The sequence below is a fragment of the Candidatus Methylobacter oryzae genome (assembly GCF_003994235.2).
In the GTDB taxonomy this organism is placed as follows: Bacteria; Pseudomonadota; Gammaproteobacteria; order Methylococcales; family Methylomonadaceae; genus Methylobacter_A; species Methylobacter_A oryzae.
In genome coordinates this window covers 17,784-34,175 of sequence record NZ_RYFG02000019.1, presented here as the reverse complement: position 1 = coordinate 34,175, position 16,392 = coordinate 17,784, and the positions used below count along the sequence as shown (strand labels likewise).

Sequence of the window (16,392 nt, the reverse complement as noted above, 5' to 3'; positions counted from 1 at the left end):
CGTTATGACTAGAGCATGTTCCATGCCATATCTGGACAGACTTGCAGAACAAGGAAAAATCGCGCACTCAACACCCCTAAGTTATTGTGTTTAAATAACTTTAATTTCATGAACGGGTATTATGCGGATAGCTGGGCGATTAAAAGCCAGCGTTTTTTGAATTTTGCGTCTGCTTGTTCAGCATCAATTTCCGGAAACTATTGCTACTTATGTGTTTCCTGATCAACACTGCTAAAGTCTCGGCAGTTGAGAGAGCAAGCTGCAACTTTTATTCACTAAATACCGACGCCGGAGAGCACGATGCGCCTATCCCCCCTGACAATTGCCTTATTCTTTTTACTGTTCATTGCCAAGGCCAATGCCGAAGATATGTCATACCTGCTCAACTCCACGCCGACGGCAAGAGCGGCAGCGCAAACTCGCTTCATGAAAACAAAGCTGAATCTCTCCCAGGATGATGTTGCGAAGGTTCAGGCGATCAACCAGCAATACGCGGAAAAAATAGAACCCATACTGAAAGGTTCAAGCATGGTCTTTTTTAAAATGCATGACATCAAAGCCATTTTGGAACAAAAGGATGACGACTTGCGCAATGTCCTGACACCCGGACAATTTGATGTTTACGCAAACGCCAAAGACGAGCTGAAGCAAGCTGTGCGGCAGGACTTGGGGCACTGATTTTGGTTATTGTGCAACATCTGACAGCCGGGCAGCGACTGTTGAGAACATTGCGCGCCAGACCTTCCAGGTTTTAAAAACCTGGAAGGTCTTCATACCGGCATGTTCTGTAAGTACTTGTATATAAAGATCAGTGTGGAAACGATACAATGACCAGCCGGCAGAAACCGAAATCCACCGTTTCATTGTTGAGCATGGTTCAATTGAAATTCTGCAGACATTGGCAAACCAACAATACAGTTTGCGTTTTATCGGCACTCACTTTTTCGACTTGAAAACAATTTTAATGACTGCAAAATGATCTATGAAACTCACCTTTACCAAAACCGTTTAGGAAACACCATGCAAATTGCCATTAACCTACCGAATGATTTTGTTAATTTCCAAACCGCCGCGGACATTGAAAAAGACATGCGCTTGAGCTATTCGCTGTGGCTGTTTAAAAATGCACGGGTGACGCTGGCTAAAGCGGCTGAACTGGCAGGACTGGATATTTATGATTTTATGACCGCTTGCAAACAGAACGAGGTGGCAGTCATTGACATCAGCAAGGAAGAATTGCTGGAAGAACTGGCGGGAATGAAGTCGCTATGATTCTGGTGGCGGATTGTTCCGCTCTGGTTGCGCTATCGGTTTGCGATAGTTTAAATTTACTGGAACAATTGTTTACGAGCATTGTTGTACCGGAAACTGTTTATAACGAAGCCACCCGGCCTGACAAGAAGCAAGCGCAACCCCTCAAAAACTTTTTGCAAGGCAAAGTGCGCCAAGTCAATCTGCAAGATTATGTGTTTTTGGATGCGTTTGCCGATGCCGGAGAAACCGAGGCGATGCTGCTTTATAAACAGCTGTCCGCCGACAAATTGCTGATTGATGACCGGCGCGGACGTAAAGTGGCTAAAATCAATCAAATCAGCACCATTGGTTCACTTGGTGTTCTACTTGCAGCCAAAGAAAAAGGTTTGATTGTGGAAATTGCGCCCTTGCTGAAACTAATCGAGCAATCGGATATTTATTTAAGCCCGAATCTGATTGCCACCGTTTTGGAATTGGCCGGGGAAAATCGCAATCGCTAATGCAACATCTGTTGTTAATAGTGATTGCGCTCCGACTGGAAAATTTATTTTTTAACTTTTTCTCTAGGTTTTGTCGGAATTAGCCAAAACCAATCACTCCACCGGCAATATCAAATAATCCGTCCACTTCACTTCGCCGCCGGCTTGTTCTTCGTTCGGCAGCATCGCTACATTCCAACCGCCGCCCAAGGCTTTGACCAGCAGCACCGAAGCCGCCAGTTGTTGGCCATGCAGCTGTACCGCGCTCTGCCGGTTGGACAGTGCGGCGGTTTGCGCGATGATGACGTTCAGGTAGCTGATGGTTCCGGCCTGATACTGATTGATCGTCAACTTCAGCGCCTGGTCGGCTGCTTCCACGGCCTTATCCTGCACCTGCTTCTCTTCCGCCAATATCCGCAACGCGGCCAGGTTGTCCTCCACTTCCTGGAAACCGGTCAGTACCGTTTGCCGGTATGCGGCGACGCTGGCGTCGAAACTGTCGATGGCCTGTTTGTACTGGGCGTTTTTCGCGCCGCCGTCGAATACCGTCAATGCCGCGCCGGCCGGACCCAGCGCCCAATAGCGGCTGGCCGCCTTGAACAGATTATCCAGTGTGGACGTTTGAAAGCCGTTGGTTACGGCCAGGTTCAAGCTCGGGTAATAAGCCGCTTTCGCTACGCCGATCTGGGCGTTGGCGGCGGCGATCTTGCGTTCGGCCGCGGCAATGTCGGGTCGCCGTTCCAGCAGTTCGGAAGGCAGGCTGAGCGGAATTGAAGGCGGCTGCACGTCCAGCGTCGAAGAGGTCAAAGATAGTTCAGCCGGGGGTTTGCCGATCAATACCGCAATCGCATGTTCGAGTTGCGCCCGCGCTACGCCGAGATTGATGGCCTGGGCGCGGACCGATTCCAGCTGGGTTTCCGCCTGCACGACGTCGCTCTTGGCCGCCACGCCGACCGCATAGCGGTTCTGGGTTATTTGCAGGGTTTTGCCGTAGACGGACACGATTTCATCCAGCATCGCTTTTTGTTCGTCCAATACTTTCATCTGGAAGTAATTCTGCGCCAATGCCGCCTGGCTGGATAGGCGCAAAGCCTGCAAAGTCGCCGCGCTGGCTTGGGCGTTGCCGGTGTTGGCTTCGACCTGGCGGCGAACGCTGCCCCATAAATCCGGCTCCCAAGCAATCGCGCCGGCAACGCCGAATAGATTCCTGACGCCGGACACCGCCACGCTTTGGCCGCTGGCTGCACGGAAGCGGTTAGTCGTGCCGGTCAGGTTGGCTATCGGGAAAAAAGCCGATTCCGCCGACTGCACCAGATGCTGGGCTTGGCGGTATTGCGCCTCGGCCTGGATGATCGACTGGTTCGCGGTCGCGACCTGCTCTTCCAGCTCATTCAGCTTGGAATCCTTGAAGATTTCCCACCATTTGCCGGACAAAACATTGTCCCGGGGCTGGGCCTGTTTCCAACCTTTGCTTTCCTTAAACTCCGTTGCAACAGGCGCTTCCGGCCGGACGTAATCGGGACCTACCGTGCAACCGGCCAATTGCGCGGTCAGCAATGAACAAATCAGGGGGCGTGTAATGCGAACTGTCATGTAAGTCTCAAACATAAGTAGCTAATAAAAATTTTAAAATTCACCACGAAGAGCACGAAGTTTACCCCGACTCCCAAGCTCCGGCTCTCGTCGTTATACACATCTCTACGTAGACCTGAAATCTGGCTGCTCCGTTGAGCATTGCGCGAGTTAGACCTTCCAGGTTTTGGAAACCTGGAAGGTCTGCTATCCGCGTATTTCCCGCCTAACGCAGATAAGGAACAGCATCTCGCGAAATATTTGTGTATAACGGCGAGAGCTCCGGCTTGGGAACGAGCAAAAATCCACCACGAAGATACGAAGCAACACGCCAGCCTTCTCGGGTTTATGTTTGTCCACGAAAAACACGAAAGACACGAAAACCCAATCGGATGCTGTGTTAGAAATTTTCGTGCTTTTTGTGTTTTTCGTGGACGAAATGCTCTTTCCTGAGTCATCGTAATCACCTAAGCAACTCTATCCGCGTCGGAAGCCGCGCGGTTAAACAAGCGCCGGCCAATCCACAGCCGGAAACGCTCCAGGTAAAGATAAACAACCGGCGTCGTGTACAGCGTCAGCATTTGGCTGAAGATCAGGCCGCCGACAATCGAAATGCCCAGCGGCTGACGCAGCTCGGCGCCGTACCCGCTGCCCAACGCCAACGGCAACGCGCCGAACAACGCGGCCAGCGTGGTCATCATGATCGGCCTAAAGCGCAGCAGACAGGCCTGGAAAATCGCCTCGCGGGAATCCAGGCCGTGCTCGCGTTCGGCGAACAACGCAAAGTCGATCATCATGATCGCGTTCTTCTTGACGATACCAATCAGCAATATCACGCCGATCAACGCAATAATGCTGAATTCGCTGCCGCAAACCATCAATGCCAGCAACGCGCCGACGCCGGCCGACGGCAGCGTCGACAGGATGGTCAGCGGGTGGATGTAACTTTCGTACAATACGCCGAGCACGATGTAGATGCTGACCAACGCGGCCAGTATCAGCCACGGCTGGTTGCGCAACGATTCCTGAAAGGCTTTGGCCGAGCCCTGGAAGCTGCCTTGAACGGCATTCGGCACGCCGATGTCGCGCATGGTTTTTTCGATTAGTTGGGTCGCGGTCGACAACGCAATGCCGGGCTTCAAGTTAAACGACAACGAAGCCGCGGCAAACTGGCCTTGATGATTGACCGACAACGGCGTGCTGGTCGGCGCAAAACTGGCCAATGCCGACAGCGGCACCTGTAGCGCGCCGGGCTGTTCGCCGGTCGGCAAGCGCTTGGCCGGTACGCTGATATAAACCTGGTTCAAGGCTTCCGGGCTTTGCCAATATTCGGGCGCCAACTCCATCACGACCCGGTACTGGTTCAGCGGATTGTAAATGACCGATACCTGGCGCTGCCCGAACGCATCGTTCAGGCTGGAGTCGATCATCGCCTGGCTGATGCCGAAGCGCGACGCCTTATCCCTATCGACAACCAAACCGATCTGCTGGCCTTTGTCCTGCTGGCTGGTGCTGACGTCGCTCAACTCCGGCAGCTTGGACAGTGCGGCGACCACTTTCGGCATCCATTCCCGAAGCAGGCCCAGATCGTCGGATTGCAACGCATAGTCATACGAGCCGAACGACGGCCTGCCGCCGATACGCAGTTCCTGCGCCGGAAACATATGCAGATCGGCGCCCGGAATGCGCTTGACCTTGTCTCGCAAGCGGTGCATCACCTGCTCAATCGGATCGCGTTCACTGTGCGGCTTCAGCACGATAAACACTCTTGCGCTGTTGGCCCCTGCCCCGCCGCCGCCAAACCCGGCCATATTGCTGACGGCCGGGTCCGTCATCAACAGCTCGGAATACTCGGAAAGCTTTTTCTGCAAAGACCAAAAAGAAGTGCCTTGATCGGTTTGAATTTCACCGAGCAATCTGCCGCCGTCCTGGGTTGGGAAAAAACCTTTGTCGATCACCGTGTACAGATAAATATTCAGGCCTATCGTGCCGAGCAAAATCAGCATCATGATCCGGCTGTGGCGCAGCGCCCAACGCAACGAACTTTCGTAAGCCGCTTGCAAGCGCTCAAATGCCCAACCTATGCCTTGATAAATGGGGCCGTGCCGGGGACTTTCGTTACCCAGCCAGCGCGCGCACAGCATCGGCGTGACCGTCAGCGAAATCAGCAGCGACACCAATACCGCTGCCGACAGCGTCACCGCAAACTCCCTGAACAAACGGCCGACCACGCCGCCCATCAATAAGATCGGCAGGAACACAGCGACCAGCGACACGCTCATCGCCAATACCGTAAAACCGACTTCGTTGGCCGCCAATAATGCGGCCTTAAACGGCGGCACGCCTTTCTCGATATGGCGGTTGGTGTTTTCCAGGACCACAATCGCGTCATCGACGACAAAGCCGGTCGAAATAGTCAACGCCATCAAGGTCAGGTTGTTCAGGCTGTAATTCAAGAAATACATCGCCGCGCAAGCGCCCAGCAATGAAGCAGGCACCGCGATAACCGGCACCAACGTCGAGCGGAAATTCCGCAAGAACACCAGCACGACCAGAATCACCAAGCCAATCGCAATCAATAGACTGTGTTCGACTTCGGCAATTGAAGCGCGAATCGTCAACGATCTATCGACCACGACCGATAAGTCGATCGTACTGGGAATGACCGCGCGCAATTCCGGCAACATGGCCTGGACCTGGTCGACAGTCTGGATCACGTTCGCGAGCGGCTGCTTCCTGATAATCATCAACACCGAAGGCTTGCCGTTTTTCAGGCCGGTATTGCGCAAATCCTCGACCGAATCGACGACCTCGCCGAGATCGGAAATCCTGATCGGCGCGCCGTTGCGGTAACTGACGATCAGCGGGCGGTAATCCTCGGCTTTACGGGCTTGGTCGTTGGCCTGGATCTGCCAGCGTTGCGAACCGTTTTCCATAACTCCTTTCGGCTGCGTGGTATTGGTCTGGGTAATCGTGTTCCTGACATCCTCCAGGCCGACGCCGTATTTAGTCAACGCGTTCGGATTCAACTCGACCCGCACGGCCGGCAACGCGCCGCCGCCGACCTGCACCATGCCGACGCCCGGAATCTGCGATATTTTCTGCGCCAGTATCGTCGAAGCGACATCGTACATCTGGCCGCGGTCGAGCGTTTCGGAAGTCAGCGCCAAGATCAGGACCGGCGAGTCGGACGGATTGTCGCGCCGGTAGCTGGGACGGTTCGGCATGCCGCTGGGCAGCAGGCTGGCGGCTGCATTGATTGCGGCCTGCACGTCGCGGCTGGCGCCGTTGATGTCGCGGTCCAAATCGAATTGCAGCGTTATCTGCGTCGATCCCTGCGAACTGCCGGACGTCATTTCGGTAATGCCGGCGATACGCCCCAAGGCCCGCTCCAGCGGCGTGGCAACCGTCGCGGCCATCGTTTCGGCGCTGGCTCCGGGTAACTGGGCCTGCACATTAATCGTCGGGAAGTCCACCTGCGGCAGCGACGATACCGGCAGGTTCAGGAAAGCCAGGATGCCGGCCAAAACAATCGCTACCGTCAATAGCGTCGTCGCGACAGGGCGGTAGATAAACAGCGCCGACAGCTTCATAGTTTTTTGTCCGCGAAAGACACGAAAAGCACGAAAATTCCGCTCAACGATCCGAGCGTAACGGAGGGGATAAAACCCGGCCGGCATTGCGCACGAAAATCCGGCCAAACGGTTTTTCGGGGTTTTCGTGCTTTTCGTGGACAAATTAAGACTTTTAAATTCATCACAAGCTTCCGTCGCTCTCAGCCGGATTCAGGCCAAGCCAGCCCGACACGCGCCGGGCCAGCCCGTCCATCCACAAATAAATCACCGGCGTGGTATACAGCGTCAATAGCTGGCTCAACAGCAAGCCGCCGACCATCGTGATGCCCAACGGATGGCGCAACTCCGAGCCAACGCCGCTGCCGAGCATTAACGGCAACGCGCCCAGCAACGCCGCCAACGTGGTCATCATAATCGGCCGAAAACGCAGCAAGCAGGCCTGGAAAATCGCGTCGTTAGGCGACATGCCCTGTTTGCGCTCGGCTTCCAACGCAAAATCGATCATCATGATCGCGTTCTTCTTGACGATGCCGATCAACAAAATGATGCCGATAATGCCGATAATGCCGAGGTCGCCGCCGGACACCATCAACGCCAACAGCGCGCCGACGCCGGCTGACGGCAGCGTCGACAGGATCGTGACCGGATGAATATAACTTTCATACAGCACGCCGAGCACGATATAGACGGTTACTATCGCCGCCAGGATCAGCCACAGCGTGTTGTTCAGCGAGGCTTTAAACGCCAGCGCCGCGCCCTGGTAACTGGTGCGGATGCTTAGCGGCAGGCCGATTTCCTGCTTGACGCGGTCGATCGCTTTGACCGCATCGCCGAGCGCCGCACCGGGCGCCAAGTTAAAAGACAGCGTCGCGACCGGGAACTGGTCGAGATGATTGATCGACAACGGCGTCGGCCGCTCCGAAATTTCAGCTATCTCCGAGAGCGGCACTTGCGTGCCGTTGCTGGACGGAATCCGCAAATCCTTCAGCGTCTCCGGCGTACTTTGGGCGGCCGGATCGACTTCAAGCACGACCCGGTACTGGTTGGACTGGGTAAAAATAGTCGAAACCAGCCGTTGTCCGTAAGCGCTGTACAATACATTATCGATCGCGGCGGTGCTGATGCCGAGCCGGCTGGCCGTGCTGCGGTCTATGTTCACATACACCTGCCGCCCCTGGTCCTGCACGTCGCTGGTTACATCGGCAAATTCCGGCTGACCGCCCAGCTCATCCACGAGCCGGTGCGTCCAGCGGTTTAATTCGTCCATATCCGGCGTTTCCAGCGTGAATTGATACTGCGTGCGGCTGACCCGGTTCTCCATCGTCAAATCCTGCACCGGCTGCAAATACAACGAAACGCCTGCTAGACCGGCCAGTTTGACTTTCAAGCGGGCGATGACTTCGACAGCGCTGACCGAACGTTGATCGTGCGGTTTCAGGTTAATCAGGAAGCGGCCGCTGTTCGGCGTGGTGTTGATGCCGTCGACGCCGATGAACGACGACAGGCTGTCGACGGCCGGATCCTCAAGAATCAGCTTGCCGAGCTGTTGCTGGTAATCGGCCATTGCCGAGAACGATACGTTTTGCGGCGCCTCGGAAACGCCCTGGATCGTGCCGGTGTCTTGTATCGGAAAAAAGCCTTTGGGAATGACGATATACAATGTCACCGTCAGCGCCACGGTCATGAAGAACACCAGCATCGTCAGCGCCTGCCGTTGCAATACCCATTGCAGGCTGCGGCCGTAGCGGGCGATTAAACCGGACAGCCAGTCGTCCGGATGTTCGGTATGTCCGCCCTGCTGATGCAGCAGTTTGGCGCACATCATCGGCGTCAACGTCAGCGACACGATGGCCGAAATCAGGATCGCGACCGCCAGCGTAATCGCAAATTCCCGGAACAAGCGTCCGACCACGTCGCTCATAAACAACAGCGGAATCAATACCGCGACCAGCGAAAAAGTCAGCGAGATAATCGTGAAACCGATTTGTTCGGAGCCTTTCAGCGCGGCTTTCAGCGGCGGTTCGCCGCGCTCGATATAGCGGGAGATATTTTCGATGACCACAATCGCGTCGTCGACGACGAAACCGGTCGCGATCGTCAGCGCCATCAAGGTCAGGTTATTGATGCTGAAACCGGCCAGATACATGACCGCAAACGTGCCGACCAGCGACAGCGGCACCGCAATGCCGGGAATGATCGTCGCCGGCACGTTGCGCAGGAACAGGAAAATCACCATCACGACCAGCGCAACCGCCAGCAGCAACTCGAACTGCACGTCGTGCACCGAAGCGCGTATCGTCACGGTGCGGTCTGTCAACGGCAGCGCCTCGACGTTAAGCGGCAACGACGCCTGCAATTTCGGCAACAGTTCCTTGATGCTATCGACGACCTCGATCACATTCGCGCCGGGCTGACGCTGGATATTGACGATCACCGCCGCGTTATCGTTGGCCCAGGCCGCCAAGCGCACGTTTTCGGCGCTGTCCACGACTTCGGCGACTTCGGACAGCACTACCGGCGCGCCGTTGCGGTAGGCAACAACCAGGTCTCGGTATTCGGCCGCCGAATGCAGCTGGTCGTTGCTGTCGATAATTGCCGAACGCATCGGCCCGTTGAACATGCCTTTCGGTTGATTGACATTGGCCGCAACAATGACCGTTCGCAAATCTTCAAGACTGAGGCCGTAGGCCGCCAGCGCTTTGTAATTGGCCTGAATCCGCACCGCAGGCCGCTGGCCGCCGCTGATGCCGACCAAACCGACGCCCGGCAATTGCGCGATTTTCTGCGCCAGCCGGGTATCGACCAAATCTTCGACCTTGAACAACGGCAAGGATTTGGAACTGACCGCCAACGTCATGATCGGCGTATCGGCCGGATTGACCTTGCTGTAAATCGGCGCCTGCGGCAAATCCTTCGGTAAAAAGTTGCTGGCCGCGTTAATCGCCGCCTGCACGGTCTGCTCGGCAATGTCCAAATCCAGGTTTAAATTGAACTGCAACGTAATCACCGACGCGCCGCCGGTGCTGGTCGACGACATCTGCGTGAGTCCCGGCATCTGGCCGAACTGCCGTTCCAACGGCGAAGTAACGACCGAAGTCATCACTTCGGGACTCGCGCCCGGATACAAGGTCACTACCTGTATGGTCGGATAATCGACCTGCGGCAGCGCCGAAACCGGCAGCAAACGGTAAGCCAGCACACCGAGCAGCAGCATCGCCACCATCAGCAACGACGTCGCGACCGGCCGCAGGATGAACAGCCGGGATGGATTGAAATTCGACATATTAGGATTGGCTGGGGTCATATTTGTCTCGTTCCCACGCGCTGCGTGGGAATGCGGTCAAGGCGCGCTGCGCCGCGAGCCACGGTCACAACGTACCGAAATGCAGAGTGCATCAACATAGGACGCAGCGTGTCCCATATTGCATTCCCACGCAGCGCGTGGGAACGAGAGCGGGCATGGTTCGCAGGGATCATAATCAAGGACGCTTATCTTTTTTTCGCGGCTTGTCTTCGGGCTTGGCCTGCATATTAGGATCGGCCGCCACGGCTTGGCCGTCTTTCTTCGCAATATCGACCTGGCTGCCTTCGTGAAGCCGGTCGACACCTTCCACCACGACCGTTTCGTCGGCGCCAAGATTGCTCAGCACTACGGTCTTGTCGTCTTCGGTCGGCCCTAGCGTGATGCGGCGCACCTGTACGGTAAGCTGCGGGTTGACCGCATAGACAAAAGCGCCTTGCGTGTCGTGCTGGATCGCGGCGCTGGAAACGAGGATCGCTCCGCGTAGCGTATCCAGGTGCATTTTGATATTGACGAATTGATTCGCGAACAGCGTGCGCTCGTTGTTGTCGAATTGCGCCTTCAATTTCAGCGTACCGGTGGTCGGATCGATCTGGTTGTCGAGCGCCAACAGCTTGCCTTCGGCCAGTTTGGTTTTCCCGGCTCTATCGTAGGCAGTGACGCTAACAGGCTCGTTAGTCCGCCAGCGCTGTATGACCGCTTGCACCTTGTCTTCGGGCAGCGTGAAAACCACAGTGATAGGCTGCATCTGGGTAATCACCACCAAGCCGTTGGTATCGTTCGCATGGACGATATTGCCCTGGTCTATCTGGCGCAATCCAACCCGCCCCGAAATCGGCGCAGTCAAGCGGGCATAGTTGAGCTGGAGTTTGGCGTTATTGACTTGGGCTTTATCCATTTCGACAACGCCGCGATATTGTTTGACTTGCGCCTCCTGGGTCACGGTCTGTTGGGCGGCAATCGAGTCCTGCTCCAGCAAGGTAAGGTAGCGGGCATGGTCTATCTCGGCATTTTTCAACAAGGCTTCGTCGCGCATCAACTGGCCTTCGGCCTGTTGTAACTGGACCTGGAACGGGCGCGGGTCGATTTCGGCCAATAAATCGCCTTCCTTGACCACCTGCCCTTCATTGAAAGCAACCTTCACCAGTTCGCCGTCAACCCTGGGCCGAACGGTCACGGTCCGCAATGCGGTAACTGTGCCCAGGCCGTCCAAGTACACCGGAAAATCGGCCTGAACGGCTGTTTCTATCGCCACGACGGCCGGCGAGTCGTCATCGTGCTGCTTACCGCCTTTTTTGCTCATTCCTGCGCCGCGTTTGGCGTCGGGCTTTGCCTCCGGCGACGACGGATGCCGGAAATAAAATACCGCGGCGATAACAACCAGCACAACCAGCGCAATAGACCATAACAAAGTCCGGGACCGGTTCGGGGATAATTCAGGACTATGGTTTTGACTCATACAAACACTTTACTCATTAGAGGCTTGGGAACGGATGGCGCGAATGCCGGCCAGAGAAAACTGCACGACATGCTCGGCAAACGCCTTAATGTCGCTTAAATCGCTGGGATGACTGCGAAACGGACGGGCGCCTTGCATATGCCTTAAACGCAGCAATTGAAAACATTGGCCCATGATGCTGGCATGGCAATATTGAATTTGTTGCTCGGTGACGGCGTGACCCAGGCATTCTTTCAATAACATGAACATTTGCATGCGTTGCGGGTTGATTTCCTTTTCCAGGATGTCGGCCAGCAACCGGGTCGGTTGCGCCATTTCCTTATGAATAATCGCGAACGAATAGGAGTTTTCGTCGCCGATACGGAGAACCAGCGATTTAATACGCCCGGCCAGCCGTTGTTCCGCCGAAGCATTGCCGCTCAAACCGCCGTCGGGCGGGTATAGAGTCAGCTCCCGGTTAAACGCAAAACGCCAGGATTCCAGATACAGCGTTTCCTTGTCGCGAAAATGATAATTGACAGAGGCAATATTGGCATTCGCCTGCCCGCAGATTTCGGCTATCGTCGCTTCCTGAAAACCTTTCTCGGCAAAGATTCGGCTGGCTGCGGTCAATAGCCGGATGCGGGTTTTTTCCGGCTTGGTTTGAAGATTGGACATGCAGGTAAATTGATTAAAACAGACGTATTAATTAGGTTTGATAATTGTAATTCAAATTTAAAATTTAAATACGTATTTAAAAATTTAGCAATGTTTATACCACTTTCCATGCTATTGTTTTTTGTCTGTTTTTTTGATGCGCGCCGTTTTTTACGTGTTTGAAAATCAACAATAGTTACGCAAGCGCTGCCCGTTGGCCAACACTATCGATTCCAGGATCAGGCAGGCCTATGAGTCAGTGGATCAGGACAAAAGCCTTGCACTTTCGCCCCGATCCGGGGGCCGTTTATTTGGCCGCTAGCGGTTGGCCAATGGCGGTACGCAGATCGGCCAGCGTGACCACGCGCGGACCGTGCAAGGCAGCAATCTGATTAACATCCAGTTTCAGGTTTTGGATATTCTGGTAAAGATTGACTGAATAGGGGTTAGCTTTTGCCGGCGGCGGCACGTTGGCGGCGGTAGGCGTATAAGCATCGGCTTCGACCAGGATTTTCTCTTTCGGCAGGTAGACTAATAAGAAAGCATCGTTGTGTCCGCTACCGGCGATAGAGTGAAGCTCAATAGTGCGTTTGCCGTCCGACAGCACGTGCTTGCCGGTAAAGCTTTCGAAATGCGCAGATTTATGCGATTTGGCCAAACGGTCGGGATTGATCGTGTGCGGCGCAGCCCAGACTTTTTCATAATAAGTCTGGTTCGGTTGCAGCGTTACGATGGTCGAGCCTTCATCGACGAATGTGCGCAAGCCGCCGGCATGATCGAAGTGAGCGTGCGTGTTGACCAGGTATTTGATCGGCTTGTTCGGAATGATCTCCTTGAGTTTGGCGATAACAGCCTGCGAGCGTTCTTCATTTTGCGGCGCTTCGACCAATACGATGTGGTCGCGCTGGTCGATCGCAACGCTGTGATGGCTGCCGCCGGTCAGGTAGTAAACGCCGTCGGCCAGTTTGTTGGGCGTTACGACCACCGCCGGCGCCTTGACGACTTGCTCGGGTACAGCAATATCGACTGCCGGGTTCGTTTTGACGTCCGCAACATTGATGTCCAACACCGAGTAGCCGCCCTGGCTGCGGACGATGTGGGCCGGAAACTGGATACCGCCGAAGTCTTTATAACCGTCGTAGCGAGTTTCGACCAGCGTATCGCCGAGCACCGGATTGTCGATCCAGGTCTGTACCCGTTCGAGCTGGTTGTTCGCGTTGATAGTGCCGATATAGCGATACTTACCGGCAATAGTGAACGATACCTCGGTGCCGCTGCCGACCGCTTTAGACTCGGCATGATTGACTTGCGCGGCTTTCAGGAAGCCTTGCGGGCTTGCCCAAATTTCCGCCTGGCGTTCTTCAACGGCAGCGGGTTGCGCGCTTGGCGCCGGGGCGGCGTTACCCGCAGCGGCCACGTTCCAGGCGGTATTGCCGCTGACGTATTGATCGACCTTTTGTTCAACCGGCGCAGGACGCAAGCGGCCGGGCTCGACGGTCTGGCTGCGGGTAATCTGCACCCGCGCGCTGGCGGTGTCGTAATTGATGTCGGCGGTAAAGTTCTTTACGTCGAACTGCGGCCAGGATAAGTCCGGGTTCGGCGCTTGCCCAAACTGGAACCAGCGCCCGCTGCCTGAAAATTCGATGGATTTGACGGTGTCGGCCCCGGAAGCCTCGGCTGCCGCCTGCAATCCCTGCGTTTGCAGCGAACTACAACCGGCCCCGGTCAATACGGCAGCCAAGCCCGCAACGGTATATATAGATCTATGCATGCAATCCTCTTGGTTTATCGGTAATGAAAATAACTGCAAAGCAAGAGGCGTACCAGCCGGTTTTGGGCTGGGCAAAGGCAGGTGGCGGCATTGCCGCCGCTAGTGATAAACCGTTTACCGCATTTGTTCGTGCTGGATATTCAGCAGGTTTTGCTGCTTCGCTGTATCCAAAGAAACAGCTTCATTGATTCGATCATTCCAGATCCAAGCATACGTTCTTCGTTAATGAACAGCGAACGCTTTTAAGTGCCGATGTTACGCAATGTCCACGAAAAGGAAGCAAAAGCGCGTGGGAACGAGACAACTTGGCATTTTCGTTAATCCCCAAGTTGGAGCTCATGCAATAGCCGGAGTGCAGGCTTTGCCTGCCGGTGCAAGCAAAGCTTGCACTTCTCAGCTGCGTATTCCTTTGGCTCTCGTCTCCGGGGAGTCCGTCACTGCGATTAAGTTAAGCACATCGACATCCCGTAGGAGCGGGGGGCCGCGCCCGCGATGATGGCGCTACAATTCTGCAATCATCGTGAAAATATCGCGGGCGCGGCCCCCCGCTCCTACAATGCTTAACTTAACGGCAGTTCTCAAGAGTGCGGAAACAATGCGGTTTAACTATTTTCGTGCCTTTCGTGTTTTTCGTGGACTACGCTTCTTGATCATCTATCAGTTAAACACATAAATTATCCGCCGGATGACTTACCGGAACTGCCAAGCCTGAAAAAACTGCTAATCTGCTCCAGCAGCGTGCTTTGTTGCTGCACCATCAGCCGGGCCAAGGATTCGCTATCCAGCTGTTGCTGCCAGTTATCGATACCGACGCGGCGGTGCGCCAAAAGATTACTGATCTCCACGGCGAGCTCGGGGCGTTTATCCAATATTTTTTGGAACGAGTTTTTATTCAGCCGATACGCTAAAACTTCGGATTGGGCAATAACCGTGGCGCTACGGGGGTCGCCGGTCATCAAGCCCATCTCGCCGAGAAAACAGCTGCCATGCGTTGTATCGATCAGCCGGCGTCCGCCATCCGGCAACTCCAGGAATATATCCGTAACGCCGCTGATAATAATATAAAGCCAATGCGCTACCTCGCCTTGATGCATCAGAATGTCGCCTTTGACAAAAGGCGCATAAACCAACTGTTCGGCAATTTCGGCTAGCTCATCGTCATGCAAGGTATTGAACAATTCCACCTGCTGCAACGCATCGATACGCTCTTTGAGCCGGCGCTGACGCTCGTTTTGCTCATATTGGTCGTCTTTATTGGTCAAGTGAATATGGTATTGCGGATACGACAAGCTGATTCCGGCACGCTGCAACGCGGCATAGATCCGTGCGCGCACTTCCGAGTCGGTGGCTTCATCGGCTTCAATATCGGTTAGCCAATAGCGCAAAGCGTAACGCGATGCGCTGGAGGTAAAATCCATCAACAGGCAATTCGCCGCAGGGGCATCGGCGACATTAGCTATATGTCCGTTGCGGATTGCATTTTGTGCGATATTGACGACCTTCCCGGCCAAATGATCGTAGCTAACATCGAAATAGACCCACCGGCGCCATTGCAACGGCTGGCCGCTACGGCGCCCGATCACGGAGAATTTGCCCTTCATCAACAAACTGTTAGGAATGACGATCGTTTCCCAATTGCGCGTTTCTATTGCCGTGTATCGCCAACGTATATCGCTGACCCGGCCGTTGACGTCGTCCACTTTAATCCAATCGCCGACTTTGATCGAGTTATCCAGTTGCAGGGCCAGACCGCCAAGGATATTGCCCAAGGTATCCTGCATCGAAAAAGCCAGCACCGCTGTCATAACCGCCGAGGTTGTAATGATGCCGGACAGATTCAGGCCGGCAGCGTGCAGATAGATCATCAGCCATGTGCAGTACCCTGCAAGCTCGGCCAAATCTTCAAGGATACGCAACAGATTAATACGGCATAGCGGCAGTACCAGCCGAAACAAGAACAAACCGAAAAGCCGGATTCCGGCCATTCCGCCGACAAAAACACTGGTCTTATGCAAGCCTCGCGCAAAAGGATCGACGTCCAGCGCAGCCAGCACAGCGCTAAGCAAAATACCGCTGAGCGCAATCGTTAAAAACAGTAATGTCGCTTTTACAGGTTTACGGTCTTGCGGACGCCAGCGCCATAACGAAACGGCAATAATCAGCGCAACGATAAGCAGCAGGCCGAACTGCTTGTTCTGCATCGCGAACGTATGAAAATCGTTCCAGGGAAACTCGGGCCGAGGCATTTAAAGTCCTTATTGGTTAAAACCGGATGATCCGTACTTAAAAACATCAAGTTCAACATTTTTTACCGGAAAATGCCACCCTGAAAAAAAACGCAGCGC

11 protein-coding genes are annotated in these 16,392 nt (G+C 54.7%); 4 read left to right on the top strand and 7 right to left on the bottom strand.

From position 1 onward, the window contains the following. Nucleotides 1–300 precede the first annotated feature (300 nt). From EKO24_RS03585 to EKO24_RS03575, 3 genes are all read left to right on the top strand, one after another. On the top strand, nucleotides 301–678 hold the full coding sequence (locus EKO24_RS03585; RefSeq protein ID WP_127029682.1) for a hypothetical protein: 378 nt from the start codon (nucleotides 301–303) through the stop codon (nucleotides 676–678). A gap of 342 nt (nucleotides 679–1,020) precedes the next feature. After that, complete coding sequence (locus EKO24_RS03580) at nucleotides 1,021–1,272, top strand: UPF0175 family protein (RefSeq protein ID WP_127029681.1); 252 nt, start codon at nucleotides 1,021–1,023, stop codon at nucleotides 1,270–1,272. Further along, nucleotides 1,269–1,754, top strand: a complete 486-nt coding sequence (locus EKO24_RS03575) for a PIN domain-containing protein (RefSeq protein ID WP_127029680.1) — start codon at nucleotides 1,269–1,271, stop codon at nucleotides 1,752–1,754. Before EKO24_RS03580 ends, EKO24_RS03575 begins: the two co-directional genes overlap by 4 nt. A 93-nt stretch (nucleotides 1,755–1,847) precedes the next feature. On the opposite strand, the gene EKO24_RS03570 is transcribed toward EKO24_RS03575, so the two are convergent. From EKO24_RS03570 to EKO24_RS03545, 6 genes are all read right to left on the bottom strand, one after another. After that, nucleotides 1,848–3,326 carry an efflux transporter outer membrane subunit gene (locus tag EKO24_RS03570; protein WP_127029679.1) on the bottom strand — a complete coding sequence of 493 codons (1,479 nt, stop codon included), beginning with the start codon at nucleotides 3,324–3,326 and terminating at the stop codon, nucleotides 1,848–1,850. A 446-nt stretch (nucleotides 3,327–3,772) separates the two neighbouring features. Then, complete coding sequence (locus tag EKO24_RS03565; RefSeq protein ID WP_127029678.1) at nucleotides 3,773–6,898, bottom strand: multidrug efflux RND transporter permease subunit; 3,126 nt, start codon at nucleotides 6,896–6,898, stop codon at nucleotides 3,773–3,775. Nucleotides 6,899–7,061: 163 nt separating this feature from the next. Next, on the bottom strand, nucleotides 7,062–10,184 hold the full coding sequence (locus tag EKO24_RS03560) for an MdtB/MuxB family multidrug efflux RND transporter permease subunit (protein WP_143733168.1): 3,123 nt from the start codon (nucleotides 10,182–10,184) through the stop codon (nucleotides 7,062–7,064). Nucleotides 10,185–10,359: 175 nt separating this feature from the next. Then, on the bottom strand, nucleotides 10,360–11,640 hold the full coding sequence (locus EKO24_RS03555; protein ID WP_127030727.1) for an MdtA/MuxA family multidrug efflux RND transporter periplasmic adaptor subunit: 1,281 nt from the start codon (nucleotides 11,638–11,640) through the stop codon (nucleotides 10,360–10,362). A 9-nt stretch (nucleotides 11,641–11,649) separates the two neighbouring features. Then, complete coding sequence (locus tag EKO24_RS03550; RefSeq protein WP_127030728.1) at nucleotides 11,650–12,297, bottom strand: TetR/AcrR family transcriptional regulator; 648 nt, start codon at nucleotides 12,295–12,297, stop codon at nucleotides 11,650–11,652. 286 nt (nucleotides 12,298–12,583) lie between these two features. Further along, nucleotides 12,584–14,047: an MBL fold metallo-hydrolase gene (locus tag EKO24_RS03545; RefSeq protein WP_127030729.1), complete on the bottom strand. Its 1,464-nt coding sequence runs from the start codon at nucleotides 14,045–14,047 to the stop codon at nucleotides 12,584–12,586. 23 nt (nucleotides 14,048–14,070) lie between these two features. On the opposite strand from EKO24_RS03545, the gene EKO24_RS22305 reads away from it, so the two are divergent. After that, complete coding sequence (locus EKO24_RS22305; RefSeq protein ID WP_154671575.1) at nucleotides 14,071–14,235, top strand: hypothetical protein; 165 nt, start codon at nucleotides 14,071–14,073, stop codon at nucleotides 14,233–14,235. Between the two features lie 486 nt (nucleotides 14,236–14,721). Here the strand turns inward: EKO24_RS22305 and EKO24_RS03540 are convergent, their stop codons facing one another. Then, a complete protein-coding gene (locus EKO24_RS03540) occupies nucleotides 14,722–16,293 on the bottom strand; it encodes a mechanosensitive ion channel family protein (RefSeq protein WP_127030580.1) in 1,572 nt (523 codons plus the stop codon). Between the last annotated feature and the right edge of the window lie 99 nt (nucleotides 16,294–16,392).